The sequence below is a fragment of the Staphylococcus sp. HMSC62A08 genome (assembly GCF_001839105.1).
GTDB classification, from domain to species: Bacteria; Bacillota; Bacilli; order Staphylococcales; family Staphylococcaceae; genus Staphylococcus; species Staphylococcus caprae.
The window spans coordinates 830284-845649 of sequence record NZ_KV840039.1; the positions used below are offsets into that span (position 1 = coordinate 830284).

Annotated in this window: 14 protein-coding genes and 3 pseudogenes; 2 read left to right on the forward strand and 15 right to left on the reverse strand. The window is 31.9% G+C overall.

The window, feature by feature from the left end; all coding sequences use genetic code 11:
• Positions 1-4: 4 nt before the first annotated feature.
• The 4 genes from HMPREF3264_RS09935 to HMPREF3264_RS09950 form a co-directional block, all read right to left on the reverse strand.
• Positions 5-565 carry a GNAT family N-acetyltransferase gene (locus tag HMPREF3264_RS09935; protein ID WP_070873224.1) on the reverse strand — a complete coding sequence of 187 codons (561 nt, stop codon included), beginning with the start codon at positions 563-565 and terminating at the stop codon, positions 5-7.
• A gap of 121 nt (positions 566-686) precedes the next feature.
• Positions 687-983, reverse strand: a complete 297-nt coding sequence (locus HMPREF3264_RS09940; protein ID WP_002441387.1) for a hypothetical protein — start codon at positions 981-983, stop codon at positions 687-689.
• A 156-nt stretch (positions 984-1139) separates the two neighbouring features.
• Positions 1140-1595 carry an SA0632 family lipoprotein gene (locus HMPREF3264_RS09945; RefSeq protein ID WP_070873225.1) on the reverse strand — a complete coding sequence of 152 codons (456 nt, stop codon included), beginning with the start codon at positions 1593-1595 and terminating at the stop codon, positions 1140-1142.
• Between the two features lie 57 nt (positions 1596-1652).
• Positions 1653-2108, reverse strand: coding sequence for a GNAT family N-acetyltransferase (locus tag HMPREF3264_RS09950; RefSeq protein WP_070873226.1), 456 nt, complete (start codon positions 2106-2108; stop codon positions 1653-1655).
• Between the two features lie 145 nt (positions 2109-2253).
• On the opposite strand from HMPREF3264_RS09950, the gene HMPREF3264_RS09955 reads away from it, so the two are divergent.
• Positions 2254-2943, forward strand: coding sequence for a DUF1129 family protein (locus tag HMPREF3264_RS09955; protein WP_002441382.1), 690 nt, complete (start codon positions 2254-2256; stop codon positions 2941-2943).
• A gap of 77 nt (positions 2944-3020) precedes the next feature.
• Here the strand turns inward: HMPREF3264_RS09955 and HMPREF3264_RS09960 are convergent.
• The 9 genes and pseudogenes from HMPREF3264_RS09960 to HMPREF3264_RS10000 all read right to left on the reverse strand — a co-directional run bounded on the left by HMPREF3264_RS09960 (position 3021) and on the right by HMPREF3264_RS10000 (position 11693).
• Positions 3021-3510, reverse strand: a pseudogene (locus tag HMPREF3264_RS09960) (DUF456 domain-containing protein).
• Positions 3511-3516: 6 nt separating this feature from the next.
• Positions 3517-4725 carry a sugar efflux transporter gene (locus tag HMPREF3264_RS09965; RefSeq protein WP_070873227.1) on the reverse strand — a complete coding sequence of 403 codons (1209 nt, stop codon included), beginning with the start codon at positions 4723-4725 and terminating at the stop codon, positions 3517-3519.
• A 67-nt stretch (positions 4726-4792) separates the two neighbouring features.
• Positions 4793-5647 carry a LysR family transcriptional regulator gene (locus HMPREF3264_RS09970; protein ID WP_002441376.1) on the reverse strand — a complete coding sequence of 285 codons (855 nt, stop codon included), beginning with the start codon at positions 5645-5647 and terminating at the stop codon, positions 4793-4795.
• 92 nt (positions 5648-5739) lie between these two features.
• On the reverse strand, positions 5740-6345 hold the full coding sequence (locus HMPREF3264_RS09975) for a ribonuclease FAU-1 family protein (protein WP_037541165.1): 606 nt from the start codon (positions 6343-6345) through the stop codon (positions 5740-5742).
• A gap of 283 nt (positions 6346-6628) precedes the next feature.
• Positions 6629-7102: pseudogene (locus tag HMPREF3264_RS09980) on the reverse strand (cupin domain-containing protein).
• A complete protein-coding gene (locus tag HMPREF3264_RS09985; RefSeq protein ID WP_070832503.1) occupies positions 7102-7818 on the reverse strand; it encodes a YebC/PmpR family DNA-binding transcriptional regulator in 717 nt (238 codons plus the stop codon). The pseudogene HMPREF3264_RS09980 and the gene HMPREF3264_RS09985 overlap by 1 nt, the downstream one beginning before the upstream one ends.
• Positions 7819-8088: 270 nt before the next feature.
• Positions 8089-8448, reverse strand: coding sequence for a transcriptional regulator, SarA/Rot family (locus HMPREF3264_RS09990; protein ID WP_037541163.1), 360 nt, complete (start codon positions 8446-8448; stop codon positions 8089-8091).
• A gap of 126 nt (positions 8449-8574) precedes the next feature.
• Positions 8575-10740, reverse strand: coding sequence for an AraC family transcriptional regulator (locus tag HMPREF3264_RS09995; protein ID WP_070873228.1), 2166 nt, complete (start codon positions 10738-10740; stop codon positions 8575-8577).
• 293 nt (positions 10741-11033) lie between these two features.
• Positions 11034-11693: a Bax inhibitor-1/YccA family protein gene (locus HMPREF3264_RS10000; protein ID WP_070873229.1), complete on the reverse strand. Its 660-nt coding sequence runs from the start codon at positions 11691-11693 to the stop codon at positions 11034-11036.
• A 430-nt stretch (positions 11694-12123) separates the two neighbouring features.
• Between HMPREF3264_RS10000 and HMPREF3264_RS10005 the strand changes: the two genes are divergently transcribed.
• The gene (locus HMPREF3264_RS10005) at positions 12124-12930 is read left to right on the forward strand and encodes a LysM peptidoglycan-binding domain-containing protein (protein ID WP_002441362.1); all 807 of its coding nucleotides are present in this window, start codon (positions 12124-12126) and stop codon (positions 12928-12930) included.
• A gap of 369 nt (positions 12931-13299) precedes the next feature.
• Here the strand turns inward: HMPREF3264_RS10005 and HMPREF3264_RS10010 are convergent.
• Both HMPREF3264_RS10010 and HMPREF3264_RS10015 read right to left on the reverse strand, forming a co-directional pair.
• Positions 13300-14304, reverse strand: a pseudogene (locus HMPREF3264_RS10010) (anion permease); the annotation flags it as partial.
• 14 nt (positions 14305-14318) lie between these two features.
• Positions 14319-14936 carry a DUF47 domain-containing protein gene (locus tag HMPREF3264_RS10015; RefSeq protein WP_002433514.1) on the reverse strand — a complete coding sequence of 206 codons (618 nt, stop codon included), beginning with the start codon at positions 14934-14936 and terminating at the stop codon, positions 14319-14321.
• Positions 14937-15366: the final 430 nt, after the last annotated feature.

Below are 15366 nucleotides of genomic sequence, written 5' to 3' on the forward strand. Positions count from 1 at the left end.
ACTACTAACCTTCACTTTGTGAAGGAAGTAGTTCTTTATAATATCTGACGTGGCGTTTGAGTGGGTGGTATTTGCTGAGGTCAGGAAATTCAAAGTTATCTAAGAATGTCATACCAATTTTTTCCATTACCTTTCTAGAGGGTAAATTGGTTTCTGAAGTGAAACTATATAATTCAGTAATTCCTTTTTCCGTCGCATAATCCATTACAGCTTCAGCGCCTTCTGTGGCAATACCATTCCCCCAAACTTCAGGAATAAGTCTCCAACCAATCTCATATAATGGTAGCTCTTTAAAAGGATATTTACTCTCTTTAGGAAGATAATTCACTCCAATGAATCCTATCCATTCACCTGTTTCTTTTAACTCAACAGCAAAAAGTCCAATTCCCTTTTCTTTTATAATCTCATCCATTTTCCTCATATCTAATTCAGAACGACGATAACTTAATAAACTTGGAAAGTATCTTCTCACTTGACGGTTCGCGTTCATTTGTTGAAAAGGTAATAAATCTTTTTCTTCCCAATCACGTAACTTTAAACGTTCAGTTTCAATGTAAGTTCCCATGTTAAACACTCCATTTTACCGAAAAAACTTACTATATCCTTATTTTAATACAAAATTAACGCGTTATGAAGCTGTCCCCACTTTCATATCGCGCTAATTGAATAATATTAATATTAGTGATTTATGCCTTTGAGATATAACTAATTAATTCCACGTGAACTGGAATTTCTTTTAATCGGTCACGTTGTTCTTTAGGTGCAGTAAACGTTGCATCGATAAAATCATTTTGATGATTTAAACGATAAGTAGCAACGAATGTGTCAGTATCCGATTCAAAGTTTGGTAGGTGCGCAATGACACGTTTAATTTCACTAGTTGAATCGACGATTGTACGTCCTGTAATGTTTTCTAATTCTCTCCCTAATTCAGGTAGTGTAAGATTTTTACCTTCTAAAATATTAAAATCTTGTTCATGCATCGTTAATCTCTCCTCTTAAAGATGTATAAAATCAGTCATCTTTTGAAATTTTGAATCCAAAACTATGTTAAATGTTTAATTTGATTATTCATTAGAGTAATTTATCAATTATAATACCCGCTTCAATGCACCATCAAACGTTGATTAAATGGCAAGTTATGAGTTAGACGTGCTCTTTGAATCTTTGTTTTTATTTGTTGACGCTTTGTCCTGTGTTTTTTTATCAGCATTTTGATTCTGTTCACTGGACTGTTTAGCGTCCTTAGATGATGCTTTAGATTGATCTGACTTCGATGTTTCTGTTGATTGTTTTGAATCGTTAGAAGATGCCTCGTCTGAACCATTTTCCTTACTAGAATTTGATTTGCTCTCTTTAGATGATTTTTTTGAAGTATCTTCAGCAGGCAGTTCATCAATATCTTTTTGAAGACGATCTTGCTTATCTTTGAGTTTATCTTTTTGAGTTTGTAAGTCTTTCTTTTGTTTCTTTAAATCTTTATTCTCTTTCTCTAATTGATTAATGCTTTTTTCTAAAGAAGCTTTTTCGTTACTTTTACCGCATGCTGTTAACATTAAAGTTGAGGCTAAGAGTAAAGTTAACCATTTTTTCATGATAGACTCCTTTGTATGTACTTATAAATACAATTTATTTTAACATGATTTTTTAATTTATTCATTTTTTCCCTTTAAATTTTTAGTCATTTTCAAATGCGTTGTATGATACCCTAAATGATTATTCAGTTGTATCATGGAATGATTATCAATATTCACTGTACTTTCAATCATTGTCGCACCTATAGAAGTTGCCCATTCCTCAATCGTGTTTTTAAGATGTGTGGCTTTGCCCTGTTTTCTATATTCGGGTTTAACATATAATATCTCAATTTGAACAACGCTCATTTGGGGTTCATAGTGTGCCCATATAAACCCCTCGAGAGTAGTATTTTGTTCACTGACAAAAATCGCGTCTTGGGAATATTTTAGACGGGCTTTAAGCATTTCATATCTTAGAGAGATAGACGTTGTGGTAACTTGATAATTGGATTCATTTTCAGAAATTAAATATTCATGTATTTTCGCAATTTCGTTCAACCATATTTCATCTTCTATGGTAATGACTTTCATCTTAAAAACACCTCAATCGTTAATGATATGATGAATACATTTATGATATTATTAGTCATAATAACATGTAAAACGTAGATGAGTTATCAATATATGATGTCTAACTCGTTTTATTTTCAGACAATAAAGGAGCACTTCAATTATCATGAAATCAACAGCACAATTAACAAAGGAGAATAATGTTAAATCTTTACGACTTAACAATACCGATCGTGAGATATTTGAAAACTACATGACGTATATTCGTGCCGATTTAAGCGTCAATCCTCATGACTCTGAGCTGATGTTAAATCGCATATTAAAGCATTTAATTCGTGCTGAAGATAAGGGAATGCTTGCGATGGAGTTCTTCGATCATGATCCTAAGGCACATGCTAAAAAAGAACTTAAGTCGCTACCTAACGAAACGATTAGGAATATTTTCAAATATATATACCATAATTTCATTTTCTTAATTGGGATATTTTGCTTTTTAAAGGGATTTATCGGCTTTTTTATTGGTGGCGATAGTAATTATTTATATCTCTATACTTTCCCAATTACTGTTATTGTAGGATTGTTTATTATTTTCCTTTTCATATGGATGAGCTTTCGAACCGTGCAATTGCAATGTTTCAGTAATTCGTATTGGGTATGGTGGCTCACTTATGGCGTGATTGCACTACTTTTAGTCGCGCTATTTTATGTGTTTTTTATTCCACAATCATTTTTAGCTTTTGGACCATACATTAACGTTAGTAATTGGACTTTTATAATTATTGCTATTGTAATTACGCCAATTGCCTTCTATATTAACCATCATTTCTATAATAAAGACGCAAATACACGCGTATAAAAAAGACTTACTTTTGGTATGATCACCTCAATTGAGGCTACCGAAAGTAAGTCTTTTCATGATTAGAAAACGATGATTTAATTAAATAAAAACACATCGATAAAGAACCATATCACCATAATTACCATGATGATAGCTTGAGCAACAGTACTCGCTAAAAAAAGCAACAACTGAACCTAAACTTACCTTTAAAGCGTTCTTTACATCAAAGCCATTCAATAGCTCGACGACAAATACTGCTACTAATGGCACTAAAATAATACCGAAAGGCGGAAATACAAAGCACCCTACTATGACGCCTGCAAGTGCAGTATACTCACCTAACTTGCTCCCACCAAATCGAGCCACGAAATATTTATTCATCATGAAATCCGCAATAAGAATAAACACTGTAAAGATAATCATTGCTACGTAGAACACCCACGATAAATGACCATCATTAAAACCAAATTGATAAATTAAAAATCCTATCCACATCACAAGGATGGAAGGAATGATGGGTTTGACTAATCCTACAAATGCTAAAATAAACATAAGGATAATAAGTATCCATAAAATGACAGACATAATGATCTACTCCATATTTTCTTCAGTTATTTTTTGATCTTTCGTAAAGAATATCAGTACCATTCCTACAAAAATTGAGCCAGCTGAAACAAAGAATACATTTTCCAAACCAACCCAATGACTCATGGCACCACCCAATAAATTACCACATAATTGACCTATGACCATAGCATTTGCAAATAATGTTGAGGCATAACCTGGGAAATCAGGTAATATATCTTGAAAGTAACTGATTCCTAGTCCAAGCAATATAGCCAAGAAAATTGCTAAACACACTTGTCCGGCTAACATCATATAGAAGTTTTTAAACACACCAATGCTAAAATAGAATGCACCACCAAAGATTGAACCAATAATCAATAATGTACGTGTTGGAAGTTTAGCAGAAAGTATACCTAGTACCACCATAAAAGGAACTTCTAAACCGGCACATAAACTTGCTAAATAACCGACATAGCCTTCCTTTTCCTTTAAGTAATCTGTAACAAATAATGGCATGTTCATCGTATACATCCATTGACCAATATGTAATAGAATAAATGCTATAAATGGAACCAATAACGTCTTATCTTTGAACATGTTTGGTGCAGCCTTTTCAACATGTTGTTGAGAGGAGATTTGTTGTTCAGCTGGTAAATTCTGATAGAAAAAGATTTGTAAAATGAGCGTAAATAATATAATGGCAATTGTACCACCAAATAACCCTGAATATCCCTTCAATTCAATTAATTGCGCACCAATAAAGGGACCAAATAAAAAGCCAAGTGAAAACATGGAACGTAAAACGGTGTTCGCAAACTTCGCGCGGTCTCGTGAACTGGAAATATTAATTGATTCTCTTGCTGAGGCATATAGTTGTGGCATAGCGGGAGCAAATAAACCTTGAAAAATTGCATATAAGACAATAAATAACCATATTTGATGTACGTAAAAATAAATTGAAAAGCTAACTGCGCCCATGAATAAAGCAGATATAATGAGTATCTTTCGATTGACGTTATGTGTATCTGAAAATCTTGCAATGATTGAATTAACTGTAAATTGACTTATCGCTGCAAGGGCGAGTAATAATCCATACTGAGTTGTTGTCATTCCTAAATCTTTTGTTGCGAATAAGACGAGGTAAGGTACAGTCACTGCTATACCCATGCCAAGTAATAACATATTCACAACAAATAACTTATAGTTCTTAATTTGCAACAGTGCTGTAAACATCTTTCCAACCTCTATTCTTCTATATAAAATATACTTTCTGTAGTATATTAGAAAACTGCTTAAAAAACTAACGAATAAAGTTCAACATTAAATTCACGAAGGAATCAACTTGTGGAAGTTGTAACATACTTCCATCATAACTCATGTATGTTGAACGTATGAGTGGTTCATCTTCAATACTTACCTTTTCAAATTCAAACATATTCTTATCAATATTCTTCATCATAATTTCAGGAAGAACTGTCACACCAACACCACTTAATAACATTTCTTTACATGTGGCAACTTGGTCTACTGTGATGGTTGCATGATAATCCTGTCCTAAATTATCGTTATACCATTGTTTAATTTGATTGATGTATATTGGATCTGCTTGGAATTCTATAAATGGTAATTTTGTAACATCCTCACGACGGTCTTTCGGATAGATAAAGTAATGTTCATCATTAAATAAATGCGTGTTAGATAAGTTCATCACTTTATTTCCTCGCGTGATCATCACATGATAATCGCGGTGATTGGCTTTGATTTGCTCAGTAGAACCGACTTGAACTTGTATCTCAACGTTTGGAAATTGTGTATTATATAAGCTCAATACTTCAGGTAGTAACGTTTGACCTATTAATGATGAACAACCAATTGAAATGGTGCCATTCACTTCTCCAATATGTGCCTGCATTTTATCGAAAAACAAGCGTTCACGTTTTAACATGTCTCGTGCATGATCAATAATCATAGCTCCTTCGGTTGTTGTGATAAGTTGTTTCTTTGTACGTATAAATATTTCAACTCCGAATGAACTTTCAATAGCTTTTAAACGTTGTGTTACAGCGGGTTGAGAAATATATAATATCTCAGCAGCTTTCCGTAACGTCTTTGTTTCATCTAATGTGATGAGTAAACGATAATCATCAATTTTCATAGCGTCCCCCTAAATATTTCTGTCCTTAAATCTTGCTATGATATTTTAGATTTCAGTTGATAAACTTTCTAAAATATTGTCCTTTTTATATTTTAATTTGTCTTACGTCGGTGCTGTCTATGTTTATTTCTCGGTTTGAAAGGACGTTTCTGTTTGTTCTTTTGAGCCTTATGATTAATCTTATGATAACAACGCATAACCTTTTCTTGCACATCTGAAAAGTTTTCTTCAATTTCAATCATTAATTGATGCGCAATAATATACGCCTCATGATATTGTTTCTTAGAAATTTGTTTATTCTGTAACGCAAACATCAAATCATCTTCATCTACAAGTTCATATTCACCTGAAGGTAGTACAAGGACATCTAGACATAAATCTAATGTGCGTGCATTTCCTTTTTGAGTAATATTCTTTATATTAATATCAAAATAATATTCTAGCGGATGACCTTTATCATCAAACATGACAGTGATGCTGTATCGCTTTTTTTCTGGTAGTATCTGCAACCATTTATAATTGTCATCTGCGACTATTATATTTTGTCCAACTACCGTCACCTCTAAAGGCTCACGAACCTTTTTCATCGTGACCAAGCCGATAATACCTTTAAATCTATTATTATTAACTTTAACCTCTGTATACTCTCTCTCTATCAGGCGACGCCAGTGACGTTTATCTATATATTTTACTTTCACAGTCACCAACTCCTTGTTTTTATTATATTAAACTGGTTAGTTAATGTCATCTTATGTTTTAGATTGATGACTTTTACATTTAAATTCTCAAAAGTATATTAACTCTATTTTACTATAGATTGATGCAATTTACTTAAAATCGACAAAAATACTATGCTTTAATCATACAAAAAATGGCAAACAACAGAGGACACTAACAACTACTATTTTATTTACTAATGTAGTACGAGATCCCACTAAAAGACATATAAAAAAGCACGTCCAAAATAAATGGACATGCCTTCTAATTATGCTTTATAGCATACTTGTTTATTATATTTTCCAAATTTGGATACTGCTCAAGCAGTTGATTTCGTTCAAATCATTCAAAGTGCTCAAACTCAAATGCAGGTTGGCACATACAACCGACTAAGCTATAGCCTTCATTATCATCTAACGAAGAAGCGAAAATCGTACCCTTAGGAACACAATACTGCAGTACATCACCGTCAGAAATATTGCCTCCCAAGCGAGCTGTACGATAGACCCCATCTGGCATAATCATATGAATAGTTAATGTCTTGCCAGCATGATGATACCAAACTTCATCGGCATCAATTCTGTGAAAATGTAAGATCTCCTCATGCGTTAATAGAAAATATATACTACTATATGGCGCTCTATTTACATCACTATCTCGAAGTGTTTCTCTGTAATATCCACCTTCAGGATGGGCTATCAGTTCAAGTTGTTGAATCCACTCTTGTGCTGTTTGCATTATTTTAAATCTACATTGTGAAATACATTTTGAACATCTTCTAAATCTTCAAGTGCATCCACTAACTTTTCAAATGTAGCTTGGTCTTCTGCAGATAACTCAATATCTGTTTGTGGTAACATCTCAAATTCTGCAACTTTGAATTCTTCAATTCCTGATTCACGTAATGCATCTTGAACTTGCGCAAATTGATCAGGTTCTGCATAGATAATTGTAAGACCATCTTCGTCTATAACATCTCTCACATCAACATCTTGTTCCATTAATGTTTCTAGAATTTCATCGGCAGATTTACCTTCAACACCAAAAGTAGCTGTATGGTCAAACATGTAAGCGACTGAACCAGACACGCCCATATTACCGCCATTTTTACCAAAGGCAGCACGAACGTCAGAAGCTGTGCGGTTAACGTTGTTAGTTAAAGCATCAACGATTAACATTGAGCCACTTGGACCAAAACCTTCATATCTTAAATGGTCATAGTTTTCTTCTCCAGCACCTTTCGCTTTATCGATTGCTCTATCGATAATATGGTTGGGTACTGAATATGTTTTAGCACGTTCTAATACTAAACGTAATGCTTGGTTAGATTCTGGATTGGGTTCACCAGATTTTGCTGCTACATATATTTCTTTGCCGAATTTGGCATAAATTCTACTTGTATTTTTATCTTTTTGGGCTTTTTTCTCTTTAATGTTGTTCCATTTACGTCCCATAATGTCATCTCACTTTCGTACTCTATGCTCTTCATTATATATTTTGGAGGAATTTTTGTAAAATCACATAATTCAATGTAAACCATTGCCATATCAATATTTTAAACGTCAAACATCCCCCATTCACTATGACGTTTCAACTATCTATACAAAAAAGCTGTCATCAAAGTGAACACCTTTGACGACAGCCTATCATCGAGAACTAGACTTATATTATAAATATATTTTAAATGTCGATGAAACCTATTGCTAAGCATCGACACCTTTAACTTAAATGTCTAAGAATTTCTCAACATCATTAAATAAAGCATTAAATTTCTTTAAGTTATCCTCATTCATATATAGAAAAATTTTCCGTTCATCTCTAGTTGATCTCACTTTGCTTAATCTTTCTTTATCTATCAATCTACGAATTGAAACCAATAATTTTGTTCTACTCAATTCTAATTCATTTATTGCTGTTTTTAAAAATGCCTGCATGAGCACTTGTTCTTCTAAACAATATTTTCTAGCTAAATCTAATACAGCAAGATCATTTAATGTCAACTTATATTCTTTATCTATATATTCAGATAATGCTTTATATCGTTTGTAAAAATCTAGTAGCTTTTCTAGTTTCTGTTCATTCAAGACGTTGCACCTCCAAATATAAGTAGACAATGTATAGTAACATTATCCTAAATATATGAGTCATTGTCTTTGGCATTTGTTTTTAATCATTTGTCAAAATTACCAATAAATTTAAATTGAATTGCGTCACGCCTTTTTTAATCTGTTATCTTTTTTATAAATCTTTATGAGATAAACAGCGTTATATTTTAAATTCACTTTTAAAGACTTATCCTTAAAATCATGCTCAAAAATCTCAACATACGGTTTAAAATTATCTTCAACTTTAATTAGAAACTTAGTAGACCAGTCGTATTTGCTTCGCAATTCTTGAGAAATAATGTGATTGATATTACCACTTTCATTATCAATTTTAGCCATTACACAAATGTATTCATCTGCTAATTGTGGATCCTCAAAACTAATATCAACTTCTATATCATTGAAATTGTCTCCTTTTGATTCACTTTCAATCACGCGCCAATCAAATAGATAAAGCAAATATCTGTCTTCATTCTCTACAATATTATAGAAACGTTTTTCACACTTATTTTGATTAATCATCCAACTTAAATCATTAAATATAAGTCCTAATGTTGTTTTAAAGCCATTTTCATCAAATAAATGAACTGCGTTAAATAGATTGGGGTGAGAAAATAAGTTTAATCCATAACCAGAAAAGCTTTCTTTCAATTTAGCAACAGATTGATATAAAAGTGGAGCACTATTACTTAAATCAATTTCTTCATTATTTAATAATTGGTGGTTCACTAAATTTAGAAAAATAAGATTCTCTTTGTCAAAATCAAACTGTTCTAAATTAACATTCAAGTGTTGCAATTGGAGTATATTCTTTAGGAACAGACCCCCGTTGCTTCCCATCAAATAAGGAGAAGTTAACTGCGCATTATCTATATAAAGATAATCAAACTTTAATCTCTTAATTTGAGATTCTAATGCTTTAAATTGAGTAGGATCATCAACCATACAACTGATATCTAATCCTACTTTGTATTTCAACGGCATGTTTTGCATTTTTAAGATATCTCTATAAATATCGCGAATTTCTTTTTCTTTTAAATTAAAAATGAATTGAACTTCATAATCTTTATCTATCACAGAGGATTTGTCACTGAATTGATTTAGCCCCCACATGAAACTCTCTTTTAGTTCATTGACACGTTCAATTTCTTCAATATGAAATGCGACATGTAATTCATTCTCGATAATGGTCTGACTGATATAATTTTTTTCGTTTTCTGTTAAATCATTGCTATATTCGTATAAATGAGGCATAAAGTAAAAGATAATATTAGAATCTTTGAAGTCAATTCTTTTATATAAACCCTCTAAGAAGAGAACTTTGATTTCCTCGACAGTATTAATTTGAATCACTGAATAAAAAGTTGATGCCTCTGTATGAGGGGAGGCATCAATTTTAATTTTATCGTAAGCATCAGAAACGTTATTAGGTGTGACAGAACGAATAAGTTTTCTTAGCGGCGCTTTACGATGATCAGGTATTGAATCATCAGAACAGCCATTGTATTTATCATATTTCTTCATCGTTCGATATTCGTTAGGTGTAACACTTAAATAATTTTTAAACTGTTTTGAATAGGTTGAAGCATTACTAAAACCTAATTTGTCGCTGATTTGACTAATCGTTTTATCTGTAGTCAATAACATCTCTATCGATTTACTAATTTTTAAAGTATCAACATATTTTTTGAAACCCATCCCCATTAATATATGAAATTGAGAGGATAAATTAGACTTGGATACATATAATTGATTTGATATATCTTTTAAAGTCAATCTTTCACTCATATGGTTATATATATAATCTAATTCTTCTTTTAAGTCTCCATAAAATGCATATATGTATTGATCTTCGGCTATTTTTTTATCGATACTTGCCTCTTTCGCAAGTGTTTCAACAATTTTATTAATAAGTTCATGCTCTTTATCAGTATTATCATCAAGAAAATTTAATGCGAGTTCAGCCATTAGATATTTAACTTCATTCGTAGATTTAATTAGTTCAGCAGTATAATGATAATCAAAGAAATTGTATCCTAACTCTGTAAACCAATCGCTAGAAATATATATTTCTAGTGTTGTACCATTACTATTAATACCAAATACATCCATATTATTAACGATATATAATTCGTTAGTTAAGGTTCTATGTTTTCTAAATTGTTGAAGGTGCATGCTTCCCTCTATTGGCCAAAATAAAAGAATCCCATCTTGGCAACGAGTTGTCGAATACTCGCTTTTAGAAAGTATATGCAAACAGGAATTTGTCATTACTTTACCTCTTTTCCTATTTAAATAGCCTAATATAAAAATGATTTAAATGTCACTCATATTTAACAAGCGCCAATCTAACACAATACGAATGATATATCAAAAATGAAATTATATATATAATCAATTGTTTTTTATGTGTCTATTCCATCTAATTATATAGTATATAAAAAGATGGGGCGTTAAAATTCCTTTAAATAAACAATGATCAAGTCAATTATATAACTTCATTTCTTCTCATTAGGAACCAATACACCCACATCTTGAATATCACATATTATAGATTTAATAATTTAATTTTTAAAGCGATTAGCTAATCTTAGTATATCTTTTATTATATTTAATAAATTGATAAAAAGATTGAATCCCATTTCTCTTGGTGAAAACTGACCTCTTTTCATTCTATTAAAATCATAAAGCGTATAAAGTAAAAACAACAATAAACTTACGATTGTTATAACTGTATGAAATAGCGAATTATGAATAAATAAGCCTATTAAACTTGCAATAATTAACGCGATTAATGTTACAAATAAATATTTGCCAATACTTGAAGCATCATTAATTAAGAAATACCCAACAATTCCAAATGCTACAAAAGCGCCGATTGCGAGTAGTATATTTTTATAAAATACTTCTGCTCCTAAATTTTGCAAATAAGAAGTGAACATAGCATATGACAATAAACCAACAATGATTGCGTATATATGTGAAATGACTATCCCGTACTTACGTGCTCGTTTAATAAATAAAGTGGCTAGTAAAATAACAAATAATGCTATAGATAATGGTCTTCGCCAAGACAAAGGTAAATATTGGCCAAAGTAACAACCAATCCCAAATATAATCCAATAATACATAAAGAATAACCAAACTTTGCCATAAGCGTGAGACTTATGCTTATCTTTAGTATAACTTTGAGCATTACCTCTACTGTGTGTCGATTGCGACATCAAGAAAACTCCTTTTTCTATCATTAAAATAACCGATTACTAAAAGTTTACAACAATATGTAAGATTTCAAAAGTGTTTGATTTAATAATGTCTAAATATATTGAAGTTTTCGAAAATTTGTTATTAATAATTATTACATTATTACAATTTCGAAAATTTTAATTTCGCTTAATTAAATCAAACCTCCTACAAACCCTGTAAAATCAACTATCACACATCAAAGACTTAAAGTATACAAAATGTTAACAATATTACAAGATAATAACAAAGCACACAGACGCTATTATTTTTGTTAGTATTGGGTACGTAATAAGAAAGTATAGTAAAAAGTAATTAAAGAGTTCGATTCATGAAAAAGACTTTTAGGGACAATAGGTCTACATATTAAACTCAATTAAAAATTTTAATTACATTTAAGGAGGAGTCACTTTGAAAAAGTTAGCCTTTGCAGTAACAGCCGCTTCAGGTGCAGCCGCAGTACTTTCACACCATGATGCTGAAGCTTCGACACAACATAAAGTTCAGTCAGGAGAATCATTATGGAGCATTGCTCAAAAATACAATACTTCAGTAGATAGTATTAAACAAAATAATAATCTAGATAGCAACATGGTGTTCCCTGGACAAGTCATTAATGTAGGTGGAAGTGCTTCACAAAGCTCAAATTCAAACACTTCTTCAAACTCTGGTTCAGTTTCTACACACAATGTGAAATCTGGAGAATCATTAAACATCATTGCAAATAAATATGGTGTATCAGTAAATGCTTTAATGAAAGCTAATAATTTAAATGGTTATTTAATTACACCTGGACAAACTTTAAAAATTCCTAGTGGTGGTTCAGGTTCTGGTGGAGCTGCAACTACTCAAACTGGTAATGGTAGTTATAACTCACCTACTTTTAATCACCAAAACCTATACACTGAAGGTCAATGTACTTGGTACGTATTTGATAAACGTGCGCAAGCTGGTAAATCAATTAGCACATACTGGTCAGACGCTAAATTTTGGGCAGATAATGCAGCTAATGACGGTTATCAAGTAGATAACCAACCTTCAGTTGGTGCGATTATGCAAAGTACACCTGGACCATATGGCCACGTGGCTTATGTTGAACGTGTGAATGGTGACGGAAGTATTTTAATTTCTGAAATGAATTATACTAACGGACCTTACAACACTGATTATCGTACAATTCCAGCTTCTGAAGTATCACTTTATGCATATATTCATTAATTTGTAATCATCACATAAATTCAAAATAAGAGCTCTAAGACACTTTCTTTAGCGAAAGCGTCTTAGAGCTTATTTTTGTTAATTAGGTCTAGATAGAGAGGATATATCCAACTATCACTCATTCAATTTAGTAGTGTTAGTTAAATGATACGAAAGCACCTTATCTTAATAGTATTTAAGGGCTCAATTACATGTTAATACGAAGTATTGAATATAAAAGTAGCAGTAAGAAGATTTCCATTAGGAATCCTCTTACTGCTATTATTTCTGAAATGATATTCCATGCTCTCACTCGATATCAATACAAAGTTCATCGAATAAGAACTTCATCTTTGTATATGAGATAGCATATATTTTAGTATCTTTATTTAAGAATAGATGAATGATAAAGTATATAATTCCAGCTAAGATTGCTGAAATTGGTAATGTAATAACCCAAGTCACTACCATACGTTGTGCTGTACTCCATTTAACGCCTTTCGCACGGTTAGAAGCACCTACACCAAGAATTGATGAAGACACAACGTGTGTTGTTGATAATGGGAAATGTAGTGATGATGCTACGAAAATTGTCAATGCAGACGAAAGATCCGCTGCTGCACCGTTAGCTGGACGAATTTTCATGATATTACCGCCTACAGTTTTGATGATTTTCCAACCACCTACTGCTGTACCAAGACCCATTGCAGTGGCACAAGCAATTTTTACCCATAACTGAGGTTCTACACTAGCACCATTCTGAAGATTTGCAACGATTAATGCTAGAGTGATAATCCCCATTGATTTCTGAGCATCGTTAGTACCATGTGAGAATGATTGTAATGCTGCTGTGAAGATTTGGAAAAATCTAAAGTTACGGTTTGCACGTGTTAAATTCGCATTCTTAAACACGACTTTCACGATGGAATACATGATAAAACCAACGCAAAATGCAATGATTGGTGAAATAATCAATACGATAATAATCTTCGTAAAACCTTGATAATGTAGAACAGCGAATGATCCTTGTGACGCGATAGCTGCACCTGCAATTGATCCGATTAACGCATGTGAAGAAGAACTTGGAATACCATACAACCAAGTTACTAAATTCCAAATAATTGCTGCAATAATCGCTGCTAATACAACAACTAAACCATGCTGTAACTTAAATGGATCAACAATATCCTTAGTAATAGTTCCAGCTACTCCAGTAAATGTTAAAGCACCAATAAAGTTCATAACTGCTGCTAACAAAATAGCAGTTCTAGGTGTTAACGCTCTTGTTGAAACCGCAGTTGCGACAGCGTTAGCTGTATCATGGAACCCATTAATAAAGTCAAATATTAATGAAAATATAACTATAGCTATCGTGACAATTAAAATATATGACATAAATGAAGACTCCCTTAGCTATTTTTCATGATTATAGTTTCAAAATTATTAGCAACTGTTTGGCATTTATCAGCAATTTCTTCCATGCTTTGATAAATATCTTTTATTTTAATTAATGTGATTGGATCCGTTTCACTGTTGAAGATGTGTTTCATTGATTGTCTTAAGATTCCGTCACAGTTTGTTTCAAATTCTTTAATATTAATAGAATGAATACGCATATGAGATAACTTTTTATCAACTAATAATCCTACAGCTAGCTTCATTTCAGCTACTGCTTTTTGGATATTTTCAACAAATTCAGCCATGTACTCATCAGTGTACTCAATTGAATACATTTCAAACATAGCAGATGTCTCTTCCATCGCATCTAAAACATCGTCGATCGCATTACATAAAGATAGGATATCTTCACGCTCGATTGGTGTAATAAACGTTTGGTTTAAGTCAGTGATAACTTGATGCATTAATTCATCACCATGTGACTCATACGTTTTAATATTATCAGAATAAGCTTTCAAATCTAGGTGTGTATTAAAATCCATCTTACCGAATTCAATTGCTGCACGATCTAGGTTGAACACCATTTCTTCTAATTGAACCATGAACTTATCCTTTTTCTTACTAAACATTCAAAATCCTCCATTTTGAGCGATTGTCACCAATCACATTCGTAAATTTTTAATCCATAAGACAAGTGGTTTAGGAACTTATTTACAATTTTCAGAAAAAAGTAGTAAGCAACTTTCTCATTGTAAATACTATGTAAATTTATTATAAAGTAAAACATTGCGGACGTTCTTAAATATACCGTTTTGTCCCTACTTGAAAATATCACAAAATTTACATAACTACAATTCTATTTACAAATTCTTAATAAATAAGAAACTTAAATTTTACATATTTTTCTGATCAATGTGTCGAAAGTCTAAACCATTTAAATAAGAAACCTATACATCAATACTTAATACCTACTTATAACGTTCCCAACCGCTATTAAGTGAAAATAAATTGATATATGTGTTCCATGACAAAGTTAACGATTCATTTAATAAAATTCAA